This is a genomic window from Tatumella sp. JGM118 (genome assembly GCF_018257515.1).
GTDB lineage: Bacteria > Pseudomonadota > Gammaproteobacteria > Enterobacterales > Enterobacteriaceae > Tatumella > Tatumella terrea.
The window spans coordinates 183723-205866 of record NZ_JAERJR010000001.1 but is presented as its reverse complement, the minus strand read 5'-3'; the positions used below and the strand labels follow the sequence as shown (position 1 = coordinate 205866).

Here is a 22144-nt window from a genome sequence, read left to right as displayed (position 1 = left end):
ATTACCGTTTGTCTGAAATCACCGGTGGCTTAAAGACGTGACTTCGACGGCTGTTTTCTTCATGATGTTATCTGTGTTGTTTACTTTCTCCTGAAGACGATAATGCTATGACTTCCCGATATACTATCCGACTGATTGCCCCTTCCGGTTATTGCATCAATCAGGCAGCGGCCTGGCGCGGCGTTCAATACCTGCAGGATCTCGGTCACCGGCCGGAGAACACGGAGGTCATCACGCGACGTTTCCAGCGGTTTGCCGGTACCGATGCTGAACGCCTGGCAGACCTGAATGACCTGGCCGACAGCCCCTCGCTACCCGATATCGCTTTGGCTGTCCGGGGTGGGTATGGTGCAGGCCGGTTACTCTGCGATATCCGTTATTCCGCCCTGGCGGATCGCCTCGCTCAGCATCCCGTAGCGCTGTGTGGCCACAGCGACTTTACCGCCATACAACTGGCGCTGTTCGCTCAGACCGGATTCATCACCTACAGTGCGCCGATGCTTGCCGGTAATTTTGGTGCAGAACACCCTTCAGCATTTACCCTGCAACACTTCCGCGACATCCTGAGGCAAAAAAGTTATACCATCCGCTGGCGTGGAAATACACCAGAAAATCTGTCACTGAAAGGGACGCTTTGGGGAGGAAACCTGGCTATGTTGTGCTCGCTGACGGGGACGCCGTGGATGCCGGTGGTGAAGCAAGGGATTCTGGTGATTGAAGATGTGAATGAGCACCCTTTCCGGGTGGAACGGATGCTGCTGCAACTCTGGCATGCCGGTATTCTGCAACAGCAGCAAGCCGTGATCCTCGGAAGCTTCAGCGGCGCGACACTGTCTGAGTATGATCAGGGGTTCAGTTACGACACGGTATGGCAGACTTTGCGCGAGCTGAGCGGGATCCCGTTTATTTCCGGACTGCCTTTTGGCCACGAGCAGGAGACCGTCACACTGCCTATCGGCGCCAGCGCTCACCTGCAGGTCGCGGACGGCGACTGTTCGCTGACACTGACCGGGCATCCGCTTCCGCCCGCATCCCTGACTCACGAATAGCGGTGTTCTGCGCGGCGGCCGTCACCGGCTTCGTCATTTTTCGCCGTGTGGGTATCACTCCACGGCGTCAGCGTCAGTAACGGATCAGGACGGGTATAAGTTCTTTCGCAGGGGACCAGTGCCGTCGTACCGGCATACACAAAAAAGGTATTCTGTGTCGCTTTATCTACCATCAACTGGTCTCCGTTACGAAACAGGGTGATCCATACCGGCTGGCCGTCATTGAGCCGGGTCCTCTCCTGGCCCGCGGCTATCTGGAAGTTATCGTTGTCCCACATCAGGGTTGAGATACCGTACTCCGCACGGTCAATCGTCATGGTGTCCCGCCCCGGACAGGAGATCTGAAACTCATCGCCATCATTGGGCGGAGTTAAAGCCAGCGCGGCCGTCAACGGCGTCATTATTGCCAGTGTAGTGACCAGTATTTTATTCATCATTCGTCCCGGAATATCTTCTGTCAGAAATATCTGTATTACCCCGGTCACGATATCGCTGTTGCACGACAGAAAAAGTCGCAGTACGTTACAACATTATAAAATTCATGACGGGTTATGACTATCTCATGAGCATTCAGACCGGGCCGTTACCTGCCCGCGCGCAACTCTTCCGGCGACTGGCCGCTTCACGATTCCGCAGTCGCTTCCATCTCGGTGATAAAGAAAGGCAGTACTGTCTGGATAAGGGAGCCGGGGTCGTGATGAGCCATGCCGCAGATTTTGTCCGTGACCGCCTCTCTGCTGCTGAACCGGCCAATGATGGCCGGCAGACGCCGATGCGCGGGCATCCGGTATTTATTGCGCAGCACGCAACAGCAACCTGTTGCCGGGGGTGTCTGCAAAAGTGGCACAACATAGCGCAGCATCAGCCGCTGGATGAGCACCAGCAGCAATACATCTGCGATGTGCTGTTCAGCTGGTTACAGCAGGAAATTAACCGGCCCTGACTACGATAAGCCCCCCGGCGCCGTCCACCGATGACAGATTTACTGATAAGTCAGTCAGATAACGTCCGGGTGCCGGACGGAGAAGCGAAGAGCTGAGAGGATGTTTTGCTTTTCTGATCATCGTTTTTTTACTGCCGGTGCTTGCCGGTTGTACATCTTCACCGAAAGGGGCGGATATACCGTTATAGCCCCGCCCCTGCCGGGAGGGCGCCACAGGCCCGTGGCGCCCCGGATAGCCGATCAGGATAGCCATGTCACCCTGCCCCGGGACAGAATCAGTTCAGATAGCGGGTGACTGAAATCTTCTGACCCCGCGTGCCACCTCCCCCCGGTGGTCATCCTGCAGGGGGTATGCCCGCCGTCTTCCGGCTGATCGTGTCAGGCTGAGGGATGCCCTGCGGAATCTGAGGGTAACCTGACAATGTCCCCCTGCCGGTCGGGTCATCATCATCAACCAGGATGATGTTTCTTCTGTTGCTGTGACATATTTTGTAGTAATTTTTTATCCGTCTTCAGATAACAAGGAGTTAAGCCATGCGGGCTTTACCAAAATGGGCAACCTCACTACTGAGTGTTGTTCCGGTCGTCTTTTGTTTTTCAGTTTCCGCCTCCCCTTGCCTGCAAAATCGCGCAGCCATTGATATCGGTTCCGGCAGTACGAAAATTGCGGTGGCCGAAGTCGATACCTGCCAGCATCAAATCCGTAAGATGCTTTATCAGCAGCAACTGCCGGTATCTTATAACGATGCACTGATGCATGCGACAGACAGTCGCTTACCGGATAGCATCATCGGTCAGGGGCTGGATGCCCTTAAGCAGGAAATAAAACAGGTCAATCGTTTCCATCCGGTCACTATTGAAGGCGTTGCGACTGCGGTGTTCCGTAATGCAGAAAACGGACAGCAGGTTGTTCAGTTATTTAATCAGCAAACCCCGGCGCATATTCGCATTATCAGCCAGCAGCAGGAAGCCCTGCTCGGTTTTGCCTCGGCAAAGGCAGCATTAAATCAATCCGGGGTAAAAAACGACGATATCCTTGTCTGGGATATCGGTGGCGGATCCATGCAGATGACCACCTGGGATACGCAGAGCGGGCGTCTGACTCCCGTGATTTACCAGGGTAAACTGGCCTCGGTCACTCTGAAAAATTACATTGTCAGCCTGTTAAAACATCAGCCACTCCGCCCTGACAGTTCGCCTAATCCGATAGGTCATGATGCCGGTGACGCCCTGAAGTTTGTGGAATTCTATGCCAGCAATGATGTGGATGCCTCACTGAAGCGGCTGATCCCGCACCGTAAAATTATCGGCATCGGCGGAGTGCATGATTATTCCCTGCGTCAGCAATTTGCGGATAAGCCTGACAGCTATACACTGACACAGCTATCCACCCTGGCGGGACAGCAGGTGACTAAGGGTGATAATGAATTGCATGGCGATTACCGGGCCACAGATGTCAGTAACCTCCTGCTGGTGGAAGGCTATATGCGCGCACTGAACATTCCTGAAGTCACCCTGGTGAAAGCCAGTCTTGTCCAGGGATTACTGGTTCGCTAAAGACCGATATCTGTAGCAATAAACCCCCGCTCATCAGAAAATTCTGGTTCCCTGATGGGGAAAAAAACCTCTGCTATACTTAAATTGATTTTACATAACAGTGAAACAAAGGAGAGTTTGCATGATTGGTAAAGTACAGGATAAAGCTGAAGAACTGGCAGGTGCAGCACAGGAAACTTATGGTGATGTGACTGATTCACCAGAGCATTCTGTTAAAGGTGCTGCACGTAAATATGCCTCCCAGGCAAGCTATGCGGTTCGCGATGCTGCAGATACGATCAAGACTCAGGTATCTGATAAGCCCTATGCCGGTGTTGCTATTGCAGCGGCAGTGGGCGTTGTCTTCGGTTACCTGCTGGGACGTAAATAATTTTCTGAATTAGTCCCGGATCCGGAAGTCTCTTCCGGCTCAGGTACGACTCTCTTACCCCGCAACTTCGGTTGCGGGGTTTTTATTTTTACAGCAGTAACGTCATACCGCCCTTTACTGTCGTACATTGCGGCGACACCGTGCGTTTCCCTGCATCTTCTGAAACACCCTGTGCCACCCCTGCCGCACATTTAAATTAACCTGTTGATATTAAAATATTTTTACCCATGACAGCGAATTATCACAAAATTTTTTTGATGAATTCATTGAGCGGGCTTGCAATTGAGAATGATTACCACTATCTTTAGCTTTATCGAATACCTGACTGATTTAATCAGGTATTTGATACGACATTGCTCACATTGCTTCCAGTTATCTTTGCCCGCTGACCGCGGGCTTTTTTTTGCCCGGAAAAGAGGTCAGCGCCTGATTTAACGTACGGAAAGAATATCTGTGAAAGGAAAAGCCCGTTTGACAGAGTCTGTCAGAGCGTCTGACAGTACTCAGGGTGATAAGGCATTAGCCGAGGTGAATACAACCATTGACCAGGTTTGCGACTCCGGCAGGATTCATTTCGACTTTCTCCTGCATGCCGTTGGCCAGTTTAACCATAAACGATTTGTTATCGCTGTTCAGATGACCGCTTTCAATTTCTGTCATTTCCGTGACAGCCACATAACAATAACGCCCGTGTAAAAACATTTTTGCCAGCATAAAGACTCCTTTTTGATTACCGGTAAAATTATCCTTTACCAATGTTACAACCATTTTGCAGTGTATGTTTTCCATAAGTGGCAACAGAAAAATTTCGCTGCCATAACATGCCTCACCGGAGGGCTAACGTCCATGACCCGGATCATAGAAAAGGCTTTTTTCAGTCAAAATCCGTCGGTTGCGCCGGGTTCTGCGGCATAGTCCCTCTGCCCTGCCGGGACACCGGAAATAAAAACTTCGCAGTAACTCCGCCACTCTCCCGCTGTTACAGCGCCTGTCAGTAATTTAACTCTCAATGACAGTAATTTACTGTCGGGCATTTAGGATGCTGTGGACACTTTCACGGAGAGCAATGCATGAAGAAAAGATCCTTTGCCCTACTGTTTTTATTTATTTCCGTTGCGCCTTTTGCCAGGCCGCTGCATTCGCAGATGCCCCCTGTGCATGCAGGTTACCGGCAACCGACGGTAGCGGATACTGCAGAAATCCCCGACGAACATATTCGCGAACCTATGACCCGCGATAAATTCTGAGTATTTCCGGTCTCCGGCAGTCTGCAACACTATAACGCGGCGGGCTGTCCTGTATCACAGGGAGGGCCGCTCGGCTGTCCGCGGACCACACAGTCTCTTTACTCCGGATTATTCCGGAGATTTGCGGGCCGGGGGCGGGGTAAGCCTGCACGGATGCCCTGCTTCCTCAGCAGCATCTCTCTGCAGAAAGAGTATCGTCAGCGAGTTCCCTGCGCGACTGTTAACTGAGTATAGTAGCGGATAGCAGATTCAGCGAGGTTTGACGCCGTATCTATAAATAGTGGCCGGCCCGGCTCCGGTGGGATCAGCGGGCTGATATCTGTACAGGCAATGAGAACAGCATCCGCCTGACAAAGGGTGGGATGGCTCAGCACCGCCTGCCAGCAGCTCCTCACCTGCGGGTCCGCAAACCCGTTTTCTTTAATCAGCCGGATAAGGATTGTGACCAGGCTTCTTAATTCCGCTGAATCAGAGACTTCCCTGCCGGTGGCCAGGATCTTCTCCTGCCAGAACCCCGCATCCATGACCGGTTCCGTTGCCAGAACGGCAACCTTCTGCACTGTCGCCGGAAGCTGCCGGACTGCGCTTTCGGCAATATGCAGCACCGGCACGTTTCCGGCGGCCTGGATTATCTCCTGAAAATAGCAGTGCGCCAGATTACAGGGCACCACAATAACATCGGTCTGTGCCCGGACCAGAGACTGAACGCCCTGACTGAGGGCACGGGTCATGGCTGCATCGTCAACCGGATGACCTGGCCGGAAAGGTGTCGGCAATGAAATAATATGCATGAGCGGGAAATCTTCATCGTTGCAGGCCCCATACTGAGACTGGCAAGCGGAAATCAGCATGTCGATAAACGGGGCGGTAGAACGCGGCCCCATGCCGGCAAGTACACCGATAGAAACTGTCATCATTATCCTTTACGGTGAATAAAACAGAGCCTGAAGGCACAATACTGTCGTATCTCTCCTTCAGGCCCCTGAAACCTTTAAGACTGCGTAACTCCCCGGGCAGAAGGTGCCAAAAGCTGTCAGTTTATGGCAGCCGAAGTCCCCTGCCGGGTAGCGTCTGACAGGCGGCACCTTTCGCAGGTGGCGCGGTGTCAGGGTATTTATCGTCGGGCGTAATGTACACCTGGGTTGTCGCCACAAAACCATCGCTGAAAGTGGCTTCAAGGTAAGTGGCCTGCCATCCGCTTTCGGGGGTTGTCAGCGGAATGTTCAGTGTATCACTTTTGCCGGATAAACTAACGGGGGTGGAGCGGTATTGTATATCGCAGGCATAGCGAAAATCCCTCGCAGCCGGGTTGCTGGCTGTCCATTGCAGCAGGGTGGCCGGCTTTTCGGTAAAAGTGACGGTCAGTTGTGGTTTTCCGTCCCTGCCAGGTTGCAGGCTTTCCGAAATTTCTGGCAACCGTTGTTTATTCAGGAAGCGATTCACAAACGTGATCAAAGACGACTCAGCCACCGACAGGATACCATTATGTGTGGAATTCGGAACCACCCGCAAAGATTTTTCACCCGGTAACCGATCATAGTAAAAGTGACTGTTGTCAGGCACATAGAAGTCATCACCACTGGCATTAATAATATATTTTTCAATTGCCAGCCGGTTGCCCATGTCCGTATTCAGATAAGCCAACGGGTCTTCCAGCGTCATCAGCGAGGTAAAAGCCGCTGAATCGATCTGCTGGTCGATCCCCTGTTGATAATAAGGATAAAAAGCCAGCGGCCAGTTTTTGCCGTAGGACTGATACATATGCCGGAGTGATTTTTGAGTCTCCAGCAGATCCATCACAAAAGGCACGACCGCATCGACATCCGGATCTGACAACGCCGTCAGCCATGCGGCCCAGCCCCGTTTGGAGGCCCCGGTAACCATAAAACGCGAGATCTTCTGTGGCATCAGTTCCTGTTTCGCCAGCCTGAATGCCTGCGAGACCGACGCCGCCATAGGGATATGCAGGGATATATTCCGGTATTTCTCCGGGTCGCCGGCAAACAGCTTCCAGGAATAGGCCACACTGTCGTCTTCAGCCAGGGGTTTTGCCATCCCCTGATAGTTGAGTACCTGATTAGGCACATTACTGACCGATATCACCACCGTCCGGGTGGCCACCGCGATACGGGCCAGCTCCTGCTCAGTAAAGTTAGTGGGTTCGGCCGGGATCCCGGAACCCTTGTTATTACTGCCGTTATTGATGACCACCAGTGCATGGGTCTCTCTGGCGGATTCAGGAATATAGATATCGACCCCGTTCTGCCAGCGCTCCGGTGAAACCTCGCCCTGAGGAGACCACTGCTGTGAATTCAGCAGGTATCTGCGCAGCATCACGCCGGGCAGTTGTTTTTTTTCCTGAAGAGAATAATCAACCGGACGTGCCGCAAGAAGCCGCCGGTAATCGGAAATGACATGCGTCAGACTGGCGGTGTTATTTTTCTGCGCAGGAGAAGACAACGCCAGACTGGCGGGTGAAATAAACAGCAGGGCCAGATAAAGTACTCTCACTTTCATCTTAAGATTCCTTTCAGAGATAATATGAAATCATTTTTTGCAGTCCGGAGCATGATAACCGCCCTCTCTCAGAGGAAACCTGATCCCTGTCCCGCAAACGAATAACCGTTTCCCGTAAGGTTTATCATCCCTTCCGGGCTGACAGCGTGGTGTACCAGGGTTAGCTGTTCAAACGGTGGCATTGAAGGCGGTGCCCCGCTTGTTCATCGGTCTCATAGGGAGCTTTTTATTGCGGCGCGGGAGAGCCCCTGGGGTGATGGTCAGGGGATGCTTCTTACAGGCCGGCGGGTTTAGCCCAATATCCATACGGCGCATCGATATCACGGCGAGCGGCTTTACCGTTAAGGAGCGTGATACCGTCTCCTGTGCAGGACAGGGATTTTTATCCGCGGGTCTCCGCGCCGGATAACGCTTTTGCCGTTTCACGTTACAGCTCCGGACAGATCCCACGTCAGGTCACGGCCCGCCCGGGAGGGTTGAATCACCGACAGAAGCGATTTCTCGTTTTCATCCGCGGGGTCTCCGCGCCGGATAACGCTTTTGCCGTTTCAGGTTACAGCTCCGGACAGATCCCGCGTCAGGTCCCGGCCCGCCCGGGAGGGATTAATCCCCGACAGAAGAGAGGTCTCGTTGGCGGAATTTCAACAGTACTGGTCTCCACAGGTATAACCGCAGGCTATTTCCTGCTGAATAAGTGAAACAAATGCAGAAAGAGCCTCTGTCTGTGTGCTGAAAATAGTGGCCACGACACAGAAATTACCCCGGCCACCAGGAGATTTTCCGTCCCCGGGCTTCTCCCCCCGGGAAGAGAATGATACCTTCGATTTTCCCGTGGAATGCATCACCGTTGCCCGGATATCCGCCGGCTCAGGTTTAAGCCGGCCAGCTAAGGAGAGTAAATGCAACTCACTGTCACGACAAAAGTTTCCGATGAAGAACGCGATGCACTGTTTGCAGGACTGAGAGGTTATAACCTGCAGTTCCTCGACCCGGGACGTATGGGCCAGTCGGGCATCTTCAGCCGTCGGGATAACGGTGAGATTACCGGAGGACTGATGGCTTCCCGTAAAGGCTTATGGTTTTGTATTGACTACCTGTGGGTGACGGAGGATTACCGGGGTCAGGGGCTGGCCAGCCAACTGATCGCCAGGGCAGAAGCGGAAGCCGTACGTCACGGCTGCCGGTATGCTCAGGTGGATACCTTCAGTTTCCAGGCTCTGCCTTTTTATACCGGCAGGGGGTACACCCTCAAAATGACCCTTGAGGACTTTCCTGAAGAAGGTATGCAACGACATTACCTGACCAAAAGCCTGGAATGCCCCTGACTTCCTGACCTGTGGGGGTGTCTCCCCCTTTCCTGCAGGCGGTGTCGGTCGCCGCGTTCTGACCGGCATTGTCTGAAACTGCCGGAGCCGCTGACTGCGCTCACCGGTCCGGAGTCTGACGCTTCCGGCCTGGCAAAGCGGCTCACCGCGGGCGCTGTTTAAAAAGTGATCTGCATCACATAAGGAAGTGAAATCCCCGCCGGAAGCCCCGTTCTGACCCACACTCTAAGCACGACTTAAGCCGTTATCAGGAGTGATATTGATGAGTCATTTTTTCTACGACAAAAAAGAGAACCTTATAGACGATGCCCTTGAAGGAATTATCCGTACCTCACCGTACGGAAATCTGGCCAGGTTAAAAACAGATCCTGAATTACGGGTAGTGGTGCGTAAAGACTGGGATAAATCTCAGGTCGCCTTACTTTCCGGTGGCGGGTCAGGTCACGAGCCGATGCATGCCGGGTTCGTCGGGAAAGGAATGCTGACCGGGGCTATCTGTGGCGATATTTTTGCCTCCCCGGGCGTCGACGCTATCCTCAGCGCCATCATCAATGTCACCGGCAAGGCGGGCTGCCTGCTGATCGTCAAAAACTATACCGGTGACCGCCTGAATTTCGGACTGGCGGCCGAAAAAGCCCGCACGCTCGGCTATGATGTCGAAATGGTGATGGTGGAAGATGATATCGCCCTGCCGGATAACCCTCAACCGCGCGGTCTGTCAGGCACCATTCTGGCCCACAAGATTGCAGGTTATGCCGCAAGCCAGGGAGCGTCACTGAAAGAGGTCGCACGCATCACGCGGGCCGCACTAAAAAAAGTTGCCACTATCGGTGTCGCCCTCTCTTCCTGCCACCAGCCTGGTGCGGAAGAAAGTGAACGGGTGCCGGCCGGTAAGAGTGAGCTGGGGATGGGGATCCACGGCGAGCACGGCATTATTACTCTGGATACCCAGAACAGCCGGAAAATTGTCAGCCGGTTATGTGATGCCTTATCAGAGCACCTGAACAAAACCTCTGACATTCTGCTAATGATTAACAATCTGGGCGGATTCTCCGTGCTGGAACTGGCGCTGGTCAGTCAGGCGGTACTCGACTCCCCGCTGGGGAAACGTGTCCGTTTTGTGCAGGGCCCCGCCACCCTGGTCAGCGCGCTGGATATGAAAGGAATATCACTGACGGTGATCCCGCTCACAGCGAAACTGACCGAAGCTCTGCAGGCTCCGGTTGAGGTCAGCGGATGGGTACCGCTCTATACCCCGTCAAAAATGACCTGGCAGAAAGCCCGGGCTTTGCCCGACAATACCGACGTGACCCCGTCAGAGAATGCCCGGGTCGCTGCCGTTCTGAAAGCGGCCTGTAAGGCACTGATTGATAATGAAGATGAACTGAATACCCTGGACAGCCATGTGGGTGACGGTGATACCGGCTCCACACTCGCTACCGGGGCGCGCTTTGTGCAAAAAGCCCTGAAGGCCGGAAAACTGCCGCTGGATGATACCCCGGCACTGCTGCGCTGGCTGGGCGAAAGTATTACCACGCCGATGGGGGGTTCCGGCGGGGTGTTGCTTTCTTTACTGTTCAGCGCCGCCGCAGAAGGCTATGAAAAAGAAAATGATATCGGTAAAAGTTTACTGGCGGGACTTGAGCAAATGAAAAAATATGGCGGTGCCGGTCCCGGTGATCGCACGATGATCGATGCCCTGCAGCCTGCACTGGAAGCGCTGGCCGGCCATAAAAGCTGGGATAAAGTGGTCAAAGCCGCGAAGAAAGGGGCCGATTCTACGTCTGAGATGAAAAAAGCCGGTGCGGGTCGTTCTTCATACCTGAGTGCCGGAAGCCTGAAAGGTCATATCGACCCGGGAGCCAAAGCGGTCAGTGAGGTATTTGCCGCCATTCCCGAAAAGTGAGGCTGGCGGTCAGTCTTTTCGACTACCGTCATACAGGGTCAGGCCGCTAATGCCTGACCTGCTGCATTGCCGTCCTTTACAGTAATGCGCCGCTATATTTATAACGAGAGCTGAGAGGAAACGCGCCTCTGAAACACGGGAGCAGCATCCGTATGACCTCTGGTAAGTTGCAGATCCTCTGTTATTCTGACCGGGGGTGGCCGGATGCCCGCAGGCAGCACTCTTCAGGGCTTTACCGGCCATTCGGCAACTTCAACAGCGCGTCCCTTAGCCCAAGGGACTTCCCTCGGCTGACCGGCGGCTACCACTAACTTTTTCGTCGATTGTCACGCAGGAGTGACAGGCAGACTCCAGCCGTAGCCGGATGCGTTAGAAGGCCTGTTAACCACCGGCGCTGCCCGACTGTGCTGTTATTGTACTTCAGGAGAGCGAAAAGACTGACCACTCTGTCGGAAAATCAGCGGGCGCTGAACACTACAGCTTCCGGAGCCAGAAACAGGCTCATCAGTTCACATGACCATGATTTCTGCGGAATGCTACCGACGACTAGCGGCGTCCCGGATGGGCGAAATACCTCGTCAGGGCTAACAGCGGCTTGTCACCTGTAAACTGTGTTCAGCGGTTATCATCAGTTACACCGTTATTGTCTGCGGTCAACTCCTGTCCAGCCAGTGTCCGCAGAGTATCACCCGATAACCTGAAGTAATTCACTGAGTCAATCACCTGCCCGCCCACACCGTGATAAAACAACTGTACTGGCGCATCATGTTTATCCGAAAGCCAGTCCAGCTGCAGGCATCCGGCATCCAGCGCCGCCGCTGCCAGCGTTTTCATCAGCAGCGTGCCGGTTCCCTGACCTCTGAATTTTTCTGAAACAAACAGTTCTTTGATAAACATCTGCCCGCTGTATCGGGGAGCCGGGAACTGAATAGCGGCACAGGCAAATCCGGCGACCACACCGTCCTGCACTGCTTTATAAACCCGTGTTCCGGCCTGCGGATGGAAGACCTTCCGGCGCAGGTAATCCGACATTTCCTGCCTGGTGACCGGGACCGGGCCGTGGTAATAGATTTCCATTTCGATAAAAATATCCACCAGCGTCATCCATTCACTGGCAGTGCATCGGGTGACTTTCATAACCTCTCCTGTCCTTATTCCCCTGCGGGGAAGTCCAACCTGCTGCCCTATGGACACACACTGACGACGGCACCGGCCGGCACGCCGTATTGTCCCGCGGCATCTGCAACCTGCCTCCGGGTGGCGCGCATAATATACCGGTTAACAGAGCCTAACCGTTCGCCCGTCCGGCCCGCAATCCCTGAAATGATCTCCTGTCGACCGGATAGCCTGTTCTGCGGCTCAGCAGCAGACGTCCCGGGCCGGAATAAAACTGGCGGCGAAACCTATCTTCCCGGAAACTTTTTTACCGGCCCGGCCGGTACAGGGCAAACACCGCCGGGTAAACCGGACAGTATTTCGGCCAGGTGATCAATTATCAGGGAAAGACGACAGGTGAAAAAATACCGGCTGAGGGCAAAAAAAAACCGCTATCCGGGAGGATAGCGGCGGGGTCAGCATTAACCGTTAATGTCCGGATGCTGATCGACTAAATTGCGACGTTTACTCTGTAAACTCTCAATTTGTTCATCGATATCTTCGATACGCTGTTCGATATTGTCGTGGTGCTCCTGCAGTAACTCTTTAGCTTCTTCAATAGAAGATGCGGCAGGCGTTCCGCCGTAAAGCGGTTTATTCGCGGTTTCACGCATACTGATCCCGGTGACCACCCCGATAATACCGACAATCATCAGGTAATAAGCAGGCATATAAAGATTACCCGTAGCTTCTACAAGCCATGCGGTCAGGGTCGGGGTAATACCGGCCACCAGAATAGAGATGTTATAGGTACTGGCTAACGCACTGTAACGCACTTCGGTCGGGAACAATGCCGGCAAGGTAGACGCCATCACACCGATCAGACAGTTAAGAATAATCGCCTGGATCAACAGGCCGAAAAAGAGTGCCGCTATACTGTGATGTGTAATCAGCATAAACGACGGAACAGAGAGAAGAACCATCGCGATGCTACCGATAATGATAAACGGACGACGTCCGAATTTATCACTCAGTAAGCCCATCATAGGCTGCACAAACAGCATTGCCAGCATAATGACGACGATGATTAACACACCCCGGTCTTCAGAATAGTGCAGATCATGGGTCAGGTAGCTTGGCACATAGGTCAGCAGCATGTAATACGCGACGTTAGTGGTGATCACGATACCGATACAGGAGATCAGGTTACGCCAGTGTTTACGAGCCACTTCTTTGAAAGGTACAGAAGGTCCTTCGCTGAGCCCCTGTTTAGAGCCCTCTTCCAGCGATTCAACGTGCTTCTGGAATGCCGGCGTTTCTTCCAGCGCATTACGCAGATACAGGCCAACCAGTCCTAACGGCAGTGCCAGGAAGAACGGAATACGCCAGCCCCATTCGTTAAAGCTTTCCTGACCAAGCATCGTGGAAAGTAATACCACGATCCCTGCACCACAGACGAAGCCCACCAGAGAGCCAAAATCAAGCCAGCTCCCCATAAAGCCACGCTTCCTGTCGGGGGAGTATTCCGCCACGAAGATGGAAGCCCCGGTATATTCGCCTCCCACAGAGAATCCCTGCACCATTTTGGCCAGCAACAGCAGGATAGGTGCCCAGACACCGATGGTGGCGTAGGACGGAATCAACCCGATACAGAATGTACTCAGGGTCATCAGAATAATGGTGATAGCCAGTATTTTCTGACGGCCGTATTTATCTCCCAGAACACCAAAGAACATCCCCCCCAGCGGGCGGATGATAAAGGGAACGGAAAAGGTTCCTAAGGCAGCGATAATCTGGATACCTGGCGAAGCATCAGGGAAAAATACTTTACCTAATACAGTCGCAACATATCCGTAAACCCCGAAGTCGAACCATTCCATTGCATTACCCAATGCGGCGGCAGTGATTGCCTTTTTCAGACGGGCGTCATCGATAATCGTGACGTCCTTAAGCCGCATCGGCTTTACTTTTTTACGTTTTATTTTAAGCATTCTTTTTCCTTAAAACACTAATACTCTGGTAATCACTCGCGTATAAAGCATAGGTCAATCTTGTGATCATTCAAACGTATGGCGAGTTATTCTTAACAATAGTATCAGATACGTAGCGGCTACGCTTCGGGTTAAGGGGGACTGACGGGCAGGAGAAGACAGAAGCCCCCTGCCACCTGGCTATAATTTCGCCACAAATTCACGGGAGTAGCGGCCAGCGTCCGGATGTGTCCCGCTATTTTCTCTCCGGGGGTAGATCCGCAGGCCGGTGACGGTCGTTGAATTAAGCGTTAACTCTATTTATATTGGATTTCCGTTCACTATCACCTCCCGGGTTCAGGTTAAAGTATGTTTACAGGTCTTAGCGCATTTCCTCTGACGCCTCTGTCAAATGATGATATCGATGAGGCCGCATTTATTCGTTTGCTCACGCGTCTGACCCACGCAGACGTCAATTCACTGGGCGTACTGGGTTCCACGGGCAGTTATGCTTACCTGACCCGCGAGCAACGGAAGCGCGTCACCGTTATCGCGAAAGCGCATGCAGGTAAGATTCCGGTGATGACCAGTATCGGAGCCATCAGCACTGCCGAAGTCCTGCGCCTGGCAGAAGATGCGCAGTCAGCCGGTGCTGATGCATTGTTGCTGCCTGCCATGTCTTATCAGCCATTAAACGATGACGAAGTTTACAGTCTGTATGAGGACGTCTCGGCAAATGTTTCCGTGCCGGTCTGTGTTTATGACAATCCCCGGTGTACACACTTCAGTTTTTCAGAAAATCTGCTCAGCCGGATCGCCGCCTTACCACAAATCCGTGCCATAAAAATGCCCGGGGCTCCGACTGAAGCCGGTACCATTACCGACCGTGTCCGGAGATTGCGATCCCGCGTGCCGCAGCATGTTGCTCTCGGGGTAAGTGCTGATGCCTTTGCGGTTGACGGCCTGAATGCAGGCTGTGATGTCTGGTTCTCTGTGTGCGGAGGGCTTTTTCCACGCACCGCAAAAGCGATTGCTGACGCGGCCGCACGGCATGATCAACAACAGGTCGCCGCGTTAAGCGAGCGCTTCACCCCGTTATGGGCACTTTTTACTCAGCATGGCGGAGGGATCCGGGTGATCGCCGCCGCTGCTACCCTGCTCGGGCTGGTATCGCCGGAGTGCTTACCCCGTCCGCTGAAAGCATTAGGCCGGGATGACGTCGCAGAGATTGCGGCCGTACTTCGTGCAACCGGTCTCGAATAAATGCCGGGATCACCGTAATGCCGCCCGATGGCTGCAAGATACAGAGGTATTCTTCAGGATAGCCGAAAAGGATAACTGAGGGATAAAGCAGCCGGTCTGACTGCAGAGGAGAGCTCAGAAAACCTCGTCCCGCGTCGCTGGATCTCTTCAGGACGCGGGACAAAGTTTCATCAGGAAAACAACAGCGGCCAGCAACGGGTGTCTGTGGCCGACAGGATTTCAGACTTAGAATTCAACACTCGCGCTGAGTACCAGATTACGGGTTTCACCTTCGATGACCCGTAAGTTGCCTCCGCTTGAAGTGTAATATTCTTTATTGAACAGATTATTCAGATTCAGCTGTAAATGGGTTTTCTGCCCCATGAACTGGTTATCCCAGCCGATAAAGCTGTCTGCCACGGTATAAGCTGGCAGGGTAAAACTATTATCTGCATCACCGGCACGGGTACCCATGTACCGGACACCGCCACCGATACGGAAGCTGCCAGGCAGAGCGTTAAACCGGATATTATGGCTTAAATAGACTGACCCTGAATTGCGCGGGGCATTCTGCAGGCGGTTGCCATTGTTATCTGAGTTCGTCTTATCATTAACAATCTCAGCCTGGTCATAGCTGTAATTAGCACTGATATCCCAGTCCGGATAGATCTCACCATTGACTTCGAACTCTACCCCGCTGGAACGTGCTCTGTCCACCGCATAGGTGCTGCCATTCAGGGCCAGAGCAACATTACGCTCATCAATACGGTACAAGGCAATCGTCGATAACAATGCAGGCGTTATCTGCCACTTGCTGCCGACCTCGTAAGTGGTTCCCTGCTCCGGCGCCGCGACATTGCCATAATCATCCGGCGTCGTTGACGGTGTGAATGATTTGCTCAGGCTGCCGTAAAACGAAACATCCGGGGTCAGCTTATAGATAAGCCCGGTTTGTGGCAGAAACTTATTCCCTGTATCGCTATACGTCAGCGTGGACTGCGCTCCACGCGATTCGCGCTGCTCGTAATGCTGATAACGGGCTCCGGCTACCGCCGTCCAGTCGTTTGTCAGATCGATACTGTCTTTGAAATAAACCGAACGGCTGTGTAACCGGTTCAGTAAATTACTGTCAGCCGTTTTTTCGGTGGAGCTGTCGGTGATAGTTTCCAGACCATAGACCGGGTGACTCAGCGTGAAATCGGTATTCTTTTTACCGTTATACGCGTGAGCGCGATAGGTCTGATTCATCTCATAATCAGTGCCGAATACCATGTTATGCGTCATCCCCAGGATTTCAGGGGTGCCGATGGCGTCCCAGGAGACATATTTTGTTTTGTGGTTAAACCCACGGAAGGCATCCGGACGCCGGGTGACAACACCGGTCGTCGTATTCACCGCCGTGGTGGTCATCGTATTGCTGTTATATTTTCGCTGGTTAAGGCCGACAGTAACCCGGGTTGACCAGATATCATTGAACTGATAATCCCAGTGGGAACTGAATGTCTGGTTACGTCCCCATGCATGATTCGAATAATCGTCCAGTCGCGTCTTGTAACCGATATCGATGGGCTTACCATTAATAAATGCCGTTCCCCGGTCATAAGGGATATCGTACTGATAATCTTCATAGCTGATGTTAAAACTGGCTTTATCGCCATACCACTGCAGCGAGGGGGCTAGCAGATTATGTTTTTCATTACCGAATCCACGCCAGTAATTCTGGTCCTGTTTTTCAGCAATCAGACGGAAAGCAAAACCATTGCCTAAAGGCCCGGTAATATCGATATTCCCTGCGCCACCGCCAGTGCTGTTATAATGACCGCCAACGATGGTATGCCACTCATATTGTGGTTTTTTACTAACCACATTGATCATTCCCCCCGGATTCAGGATCCCGTACAACAGAGAGGATGAACCTTTTAACACTTCGACATGATCCGTTGTGGCATCAAGGTTCAGCCCCTGACTGCTGCGGATTCCATCACGGAAGACTGAGCCGTCGGAGTTAGAACCAAAGCCGCGGCGAACAATACCATCCTCGGTCTGGCCAAGAGTATTCGCTTGTGACGCACCACTGACGAAACGCATAGCATCAGATAAATTCGTCGATTGATAGTCCTGCAGTTGCTTATTAGTCACTTCGCTGATGGACTGTGCTTCATCCAGTTTAGAAGTCGGTGTCTTACTGGCGACCGAAGTGGTCGGACTGGAATAGCCGTCGTCAGTCTGTGCCTTTTTATCCGAAGCCGTTACGGTTAAGACACTTGTATTATCAGCGGCGTAGCTACCCGCCGACGAAACTAATAAACCACTACATACTGCAAGCCATATTTTGGACAGAGGAGGCCTGCGGTATTGAGACTTAACGTTCTGATTCATTGTTGCTTTTTTCCGGAGTATTGTCTGAGTTTTTTTAGTGAAAGTAATCCGGGTTGCCGGAGTTTTCGGCGCGATGACCTGAAAATCGCAGCGATACTGGCAGTGTTCCCGGGGCTCTCTTAATGTAATTGAGAATCATTTCAACACGAAGCTCTGTAGTAGTAAACACAAAATACACTCCGATCACTACATTCACCTCATAACCCCACCCCCCCCATGAAAAACATAACAAATCTTCATTATCAATAGTTTATAAACATAAAGACCACTAAAAAAACAACACTTCGGGTCGGAGTTATACTTTTAATAACGCTAATGCGGGCATATGACTACAAGGGTGTCGGGTGTAAACCGGAGAGATCTCTACCTCTGTCCCGGAATATGTTGCCTGTCACGGAACGGGATATGACGCCATCAGCAGTGACGACATTACCGACAGGACATAGAAACAGCATAACAAGGTGTTGATATTTCCACCCCGGCTACCCTCTCAATGAAAAAGTCCCCCCGCTTTCCGCCCCCTCTGGCGTTTTCACCCGTTGTCAGTTCTCTTTCTGTGAGATACGGTAACCCTTCGGTGGAGCCGGGGTGAGTGACCCAGCGGTCATCATTTCGGGGGATGATCAGATCAGGAGTGAGAGTCATGGCCGTAGATAGTCAGGGTTATATAACCCAACCAACGCGCAATAAAATACAACCCGCATTTTCTGGTGTCGTTGCTGACCTGGTCAGAAGACTCCCCTGCTGTTTTCCTGAACAGATACATAGCCTGTACCTGTATGGCAGCGTTGCCGAAGGCCGGGCGACGGTGGGACGATCGGACCTCGATGTGTCACTTATTTTTCACGGGGAGCCTGATGAGCAGACGGCACAACACCTCGCGCGCATTAAAAGTGAACTTGAAATCGATCACCCTGTTGTCAGCAAAATTGATTTTGATTGCGGTCTGTTACAACAGGCTCTGCACCCCGACAACAGGCTGAGCTGGGGATACTGGCTCAGGCATCACTGTGTCTGTGTCTACGGAGAGGATCTGAGTCAGCGATTCCGGGCATTTACACCCTCTAAAGCCATTGCCCTGGCGTTGAACAGTGACTTCCCGACGGTGGTGACGGAGTTAATGGCTCAGAGACAGGCTTCCGGCGATGAAAACAGGAAACTACTCCTGCAACGTGCCGTGGCAAGAAAGCTCATCCGGGCAACCAGTATTCTGCGCGATGAGCAGGATACGGACTGGCCGGAAACGCTTACTGAACACAGTGATAAATTCATTCTCCGTTATCCGGCGCTGGCGGGAGAAATGAATTACTTAATGAAAATGGCTCATCAGCCGTACGACGAGGAGACTACTTTCGAAAAAAGAGTCATGGCTTTTGCCGGCTGGCTGAGTGTGGCATTCCGGAATCAGCAGCACTGAGACGATAACGGCTGCAGGTCGCCATCCGCTTGATATATCGCTGGTCAACCGGGGTATCAGACGTGATCAGAACACCGTGCTCCTGACAGGCATACCTCTGATGACAGAGACCGGGTTTTACAAACCGCAGTCTGACCGCAGGCTATAATGCCGGTTCAGGGCACTGATATAAATCATCCTGTTTGAGAGGGTTGTGTGGCAAATATCTGTACAAACGCCGCCCGCCCATCACCTCGCAGGTATACCTGACAATACCATGCTGTCCGGGTCTGGTATCGGGCATGCACGGCTGATGCCCCGGGGGGCAGTTCAGAATTTCGCCGGGGGCGAATTCAATAAAATAAAAGCGTGACTAATTATCAGGCGATGAACTGAGAGACTTTGCCTGCCAGCCATTGCAGAAATTCGTTGCGTGACGGATGAGGATCGATAACCTGTGGCGGGAGAGTATTCATAAAGGTAAAGTGCTCCGCATCCTCAATAATATGCACTCCGCCACCGGCATGTTCTTTCAATAATTCATTAAGAAATATCGCCTGTGAAGGTGGGGTTACCTTGTCCATCGCCCCCACCCAAATCTCAACGGGTATCCGGACGGAGTTAAGTGACCGCGGTGCTCTGAAAAAATCTGCCGGAGGTGCCAACAGTACCAGCCGGTCCGGAATTTTTTTTCCGTTAAACGCGACCTCTTCTCTCGCCAGGGTACTGGCTATCGCCCCGGCCTGCATCAGTAAAATCACAGTGCCCAGCGAATGCCCGACGCCGGTCAGCGAGCGATAATTTGTACAGAATTCTGCCGCTGTAACGTCAAGCCGTTGGACACGTTCCAGTAACTCTGCTTTCACCGGAAAGGGAGACGACAGTAATTCGAAATGGGGTGCTATCACGGATATTCCCTGACGGGCAATCCCCTGCAGAAATTCCAGATGACGAAGAGGATTTCCACCCAGTCCTGATGCGAAAAGAATACATTCTGTCGCATCCTTTGCCCTGAACAACGTCACGTCAAATTCACTGTCCGCGTTGCTGAGCTGTAAGGTTTCCGGTCTGATACTGTCATTCATGGGATAAGCACACTTTACCTGCGGGATAAAAATATAGCATTTAATAATGGCTGAAGGTTTGATTGTCTGATTGATGATCAGGATGTATTTTCACGGACTGAGCGACAATGCACCTCTGCACCTCTGCACCTCTGCACCTCTGCACCTCTGCACCTCTGACATCATAATAAAATGTTATGCGCCAGCACCGCGCACAGAATCCCCCCTTCTCCTTTAACAGAATCTTCTGCCATCGGGGCGACAGAGTCCGGAACAGGCACACTACCGGCATCAGGAACAGATGCAATTATCTTTCTATCGATTTTTTGTGTCTGACTTCAATAACAATCGATTTTTTTGAAAGCTCCTCAATTATAGCATCTGTTTTTTTAGTATTTTCAATATCGGTGTTAGCATCCCATTCATCAAGCAGGAAAAACCTCACTGCATCATCAGCAAACAACCTGCCTAATGATTTCATTATTTTTTCACCGGAGGAGCCGACATCATCATTAACTCCTATCTGATTTTCATGATTAACTAATATTGCGTTAGTTAACTGAGACTTTAATTTCTTTAAAAATGAAGACTTTCCTGTACCGTTTGGGCCTGTGATAGTATACCTGCCCGGATCGGCGCTATCAGAAAATAATACGCCACACAGATCCGTCGGACTGATGTTCAGCCCCGAACTATGACAATGAATTTTTATCCTGATATCTGCGTCATTGAAAAAATCAGCCCTCTCCAGAGTCGTGTGAAAATGCTCTAAGTTTTTAACCTTACTTCTTATCACCATCAATTGGGTTGTATGCATACTTGCTGCATGAATACTTTGATATAACTGTAAGCTCCTTGGGAGTACCGCTACCAATGATCCCATTATATACGGGTGCATCATTACAGTATGATGTGAGATATAAATGATCAAAGGAATGGAAGTCATTACTGGCAAACAAGCAACAACCTGTTCGATGAGCTTATACTTCAACTGATTATCAAAATATACTTTCTCTTTATCCTTAGAATTAACCAATGATTCTTCAAAATGCTTTTTCATTCCAAAAAAAGCATTATCCCATATTTTATTTATTGCTCTGAATGCCTCTATCTTTGAGGATTGAATTTCTGTTGATAATTCTTTCACCTTCTTCTTTGTCAATAAGATCAGAGACAATGATACTACCATGCAGGAAAGCAGAGAGATAGTTATCATCGTCCCTAAAATTGCATACAGGGCCACAACAGTAAAAATAACATTTAAATATAGCGCTATTATTTCGACATAATAAAATGAAGCTTCCTCAATAGTGGGGAGTGACTCACCAATAATCCAATGACTAACCATTTCTTTATTTTTAGCAGAATTAACCCCCCATACCTCTTTAGCACGGGTCAGTGTATTCCTGTAATAATCAGACCAGACGGAGTTTGATAACTTAACTCTGAAATAAAGTGAGGATGAACCGAAAACATAACAGGCAGCGATACTCAAAAAGAAAATGACTATATAATAAAAGGAACGACCTGGCTCAAGGTAAGCAAATCTCCCTGCAAGACCTATAAAGTAAGTCGATAAGCCCACCAGCGCTTGCTGGATAACAACAAGTAAGAAAGCTACGTAAAAATATTTATTTTTTAAAATCATAAGAGTACTCCCGGAGCAATAAAAATAGCATTCCTGATAAGTAAAATAATTTTTACATGCTATTAGTTACATCCCCGGAAACCTCTCTCTATATTCGAAAAACTTATGAAAGCCTCAATCATGGCATACATGAATAGCCTCATAAGCATACTTTACATTCATCTGATTCGGCAACAAGTTGTGGCCGATCATATGATCAGGGCTCAGGTCGGTTTATTATCCATCCTCCTCTGGCAGACATTACCCAGCAATCAATGGTAACAAACACACCCTCTGGCACTCTTGCTCACTGGCACGTTATCTTTTGCACTTTGAATATATACATTGAAAATATTATCCCCTGACCTCCGGATATCGCCCGGTCTGTTATTGCTAACTAAGGCCTGATGGTTGATTCAATGATGACCGCCCGGAAAGCCGTAGTCATTTTCTCCTG

18 protein-coding genes are annotated in these 22144 nt (G+C 51.3%); 9 read left to right on the top strand and 9 right to left on the bottom strand.

Annotation, left to right across the window (positions count from 1 at the left end; translation table 11 throughout):
* The first annotated feature begins 107 nt into the window (after positions 1-107).
* Positions 108-1049, top strand: coding sequence for a muramoyltetrapeptide carboxypeptidase (gene ldcA, locus JK223_RS00975; RefSeq protein ID WP_212712351.1), 942 nt, complete (start codon positions 108-110; stop codon positions 1047-1049).
* Here ldcA and JK223_RS00970 read toward each other — a convergent pair.
* Positions 1040-1486 carry a hypothetical protein gene (locus tag JK223_RS00970; protein ID WP_212712350.1) on the bottom strand — a complete coding sequence of 149 codons (447 nt, stop codon included), beginning with the start codon at positions 1484-1486 and terminating at the stop codon, positions 1040-1042. The genes ldcA and JK223_RS00970 overlap by 10 nt on opposite strands.
* Before the next feature lie 125 nt (positions 1487-1611).
* On the opposite strand from JK223_RS00970, the gene JK223_RS00965 reads away from it, so the two are divergent.
* The 3 genes from JK223_RS00965 to JK223_RS00955 all read left to right on the top strand — a co-directional run bounded on the left by JK223_RS00965 (position 1612) and on the right by JK223_RS00955 (position 3919).
* Positions 1612-1992: a DUF4186 domain-containing protein gene (locus JK223_RS00965; protein ID WP_212712349.1), complete on the top strand. Its 381-nt coding sequence runs from the start codon at positions 1612-1614 to the stop codon at positions 1990-1992.
* Positions 1993-2526: 534 nt separating this feature from the next.
* Complete coding sequence (locus JK223_RS00960; protein ID WP_212712348.1) at positions 2527-3549, top strand: Ppx/GppA phosphatase family protein; 1023 nt, start codon at positions 2527-2529, stop codon at positions 3547-3549.
* A gap of 121 nt (positions 3550-3670) precedes the next feature.
* Complete coding sequence (locus JK223_RS00955) at positions 3671-3919, top strand: CsbD family protein (RefSeq protein WP_212712347.1); 249 nt, start codon at positions 3671-3673, stop codon at positions 3917-3919.
* Positions 3920-4438: 519 nt separating this feature from the next.
* Here the strand turns inward: JK223_RS00955 and JK223_RS00950 are convergent.
* Positions 4439-4633, bottom strand: coding sequence for a hypothetical protein (locus tag JK223_RS00950; protein ID WP_212712346.1), 195 nt, complete (start codon positions 4631-4633; stop codon positions 4439-4441).
* 356 nt (positions 4634-4989) lie between these two features.
* Here JK223_RS00950 and JK223_RS00945 point away from each other — a divergent pair, with 356 nt between their 5' ends.
* Positions 4990-5166: a hypothetical protein gene (locus JK223_RS00945; protein WP_212712345.1), complete on the top strand. Its 177-nt coding sequence runs from the start codon at positions 4990-4992 to the stop codon at positions 5164-5166.
* 197 nt (positions 5167-5363) lie between these two features.
* Here JK223_RS00945 and JK223_RS00940 read toward each other — a convergent pair whose 3' ends face one another.
* Both JK223_RS00940 and JK223_RS00935 read right to left on the bottom strand, forming a co-directional pair.
* On the bottom strand, positions 5364-6083 hold the full coding sequence (locus JK223_RS00940) for an aspartate/glutamate racemase family protein (RefSeq protein WP_249213396.1): 720 nt from the start codon (positions 6081-6083) through the stop codon (positions 5364-5366).
* 121 nt (positions 6084-6204) lie between these two features.
* On the bottom strand, positions 6205-7683 hold the full coding sequence (locus JK223_RS00935) for a PhoPQ-activated pathogenicity-related family protein (RefSeq protein WP_212712344.1): 1479 nt from the start codon (positions 7681-7683) through the stop codon (positions 6205-6207).
* Positions 7684-8582: 899 nt separating this feature from the next.
* On the opposite strand from JK223_RS00935, the gene JK223_RS00930 reads away from it, so the two are divergent.
* Positions 8583-9008 (top strand): GNAT family N-acetyltransferase, encoded by a 426-nt coding sequence (locus JK223_RS00930; RefSeq protein ID WP_212712343.1) that lies wholly within the window; start codon positions 8583-8585, stop codon positions 9006-9008.
* A gap of 262 nt (positions 9009-9270) precedes the next feature.
* Positions 9271-10914: a dihydroxyacetone kinase subunit DhaK gene (locus JK223_RS00925; RefSeq protein WP_212712342.1), complete on the top strand. Its 1644-nt coding sequence runs from the start codon at positions 9271-9273 to the stop codon at positions 10912-10914.
* A 615-nt stretch (positions 10915-11529) separates the two neighbouring features.
* On the opposite strand, the gene JK223_RS00920 is transcribed toward JK223_RS00925, so the two are convergent.
* Positions 11530-12051 (bottom strand): GNAT family N-acetyltransferase, encoded by a 522-nt coding sequence (locus tag JK223_RS00920; RefSeq protein ID WP_212712341.1) that lies wholly within the window; start codon positions 12049-12051, stop codon positions 11530-11532.
* Positions 12052-12491: 440 nt separating this feature from the next.
* On the bottom strand, positions 12492-14000 hold the full coding sequence (gene proP, locus JK223_RS00915; protein WP_212712340.1) for a glycine betaine/L-proline transporter ProP: 1509 nt from the start codon (positions 13998-14000) through the stop codon (positions 12492-12494).
* 348 nt (positions 14001-14348) lie between these two features.
* Here proP and JK223_RS00910 point away from each other — a divergent pair, with 348 nt between their 5' ends.
* On the top strand, positions 14349-15242 hold the full coding sequence (locus JK223_RS00910) for a dihydrodipicolinate synthase family protein (protein WP_212712339.1): 894 nt from the start codon (positions 14349-14351) through the stop codon (positions 15240-15242).
* A 225-nt stretch (positions 15243-15467) separates the two neighbouring features.
* On the opposite strand, the gene JK223_RS00905 is transcribed toward JK223_RS00910, so the two are convergent.
* Positions 15468-17600 carry a TonB-dependent siderophore receptor gene (locus tag JK223_RS00905; protein ID WP_212712338.1) on the bottom strand — a complete coding sequence of 711 codons (2133 nt, stop codon included), beginning with the start codon at positions 17598-17600 and terminating at the stop codon, positions 15468-15470.
* A 643-nt stretch (positions 17601-18243) separates the two neighbouring features.
* Here JK223_RS00905 and JK223_RS00900 point away from each other — a divergent pair.
* A complete protein-coding gene (locus tag JK223_RS00900; protein WP_212712337.1) occupies positions 18244-19017 on the top strand; it encodes a nucleotidyltransferase domain-containing protein in 774 nt (257 codons plus the stop codon).
* Positions 19018-19376: 359 nt separating this feature from the next.
* On the opposite strand, the gene JK223_RS00895 is transcribed toward JK223_RS00900, so the two are convergent.
* Together JK223_RS00895 and JK223_RS00890 are read right to left on the bottom strand one after the other, a co-directional pair.
* Positions 19377-20081, bottom strand: coding sequence for an alpha/beta hydrolase (locus JK223_RS00895; protein ID WP_212712336.1), 705 nt, complete (start codon positions 20079-20081; stop codon positions 19377-19379).
* A 286-nt stretch (positions 20082-20367) separates the two neighbouring features.
* The gene (locus tag JK223_RS00890; protein WP_212712335.1) at positions 20368-21708 is read right to left on the bottom strand and encodes an ABC transporter ATP-binding protein; all 1341 of its coding nucleotides are present in this window, start codon (positions 21706-21708) and stop codon (positions 20368-20370) included.
* Positions 21709-22144: the final 436 nt, after the last annotated feature.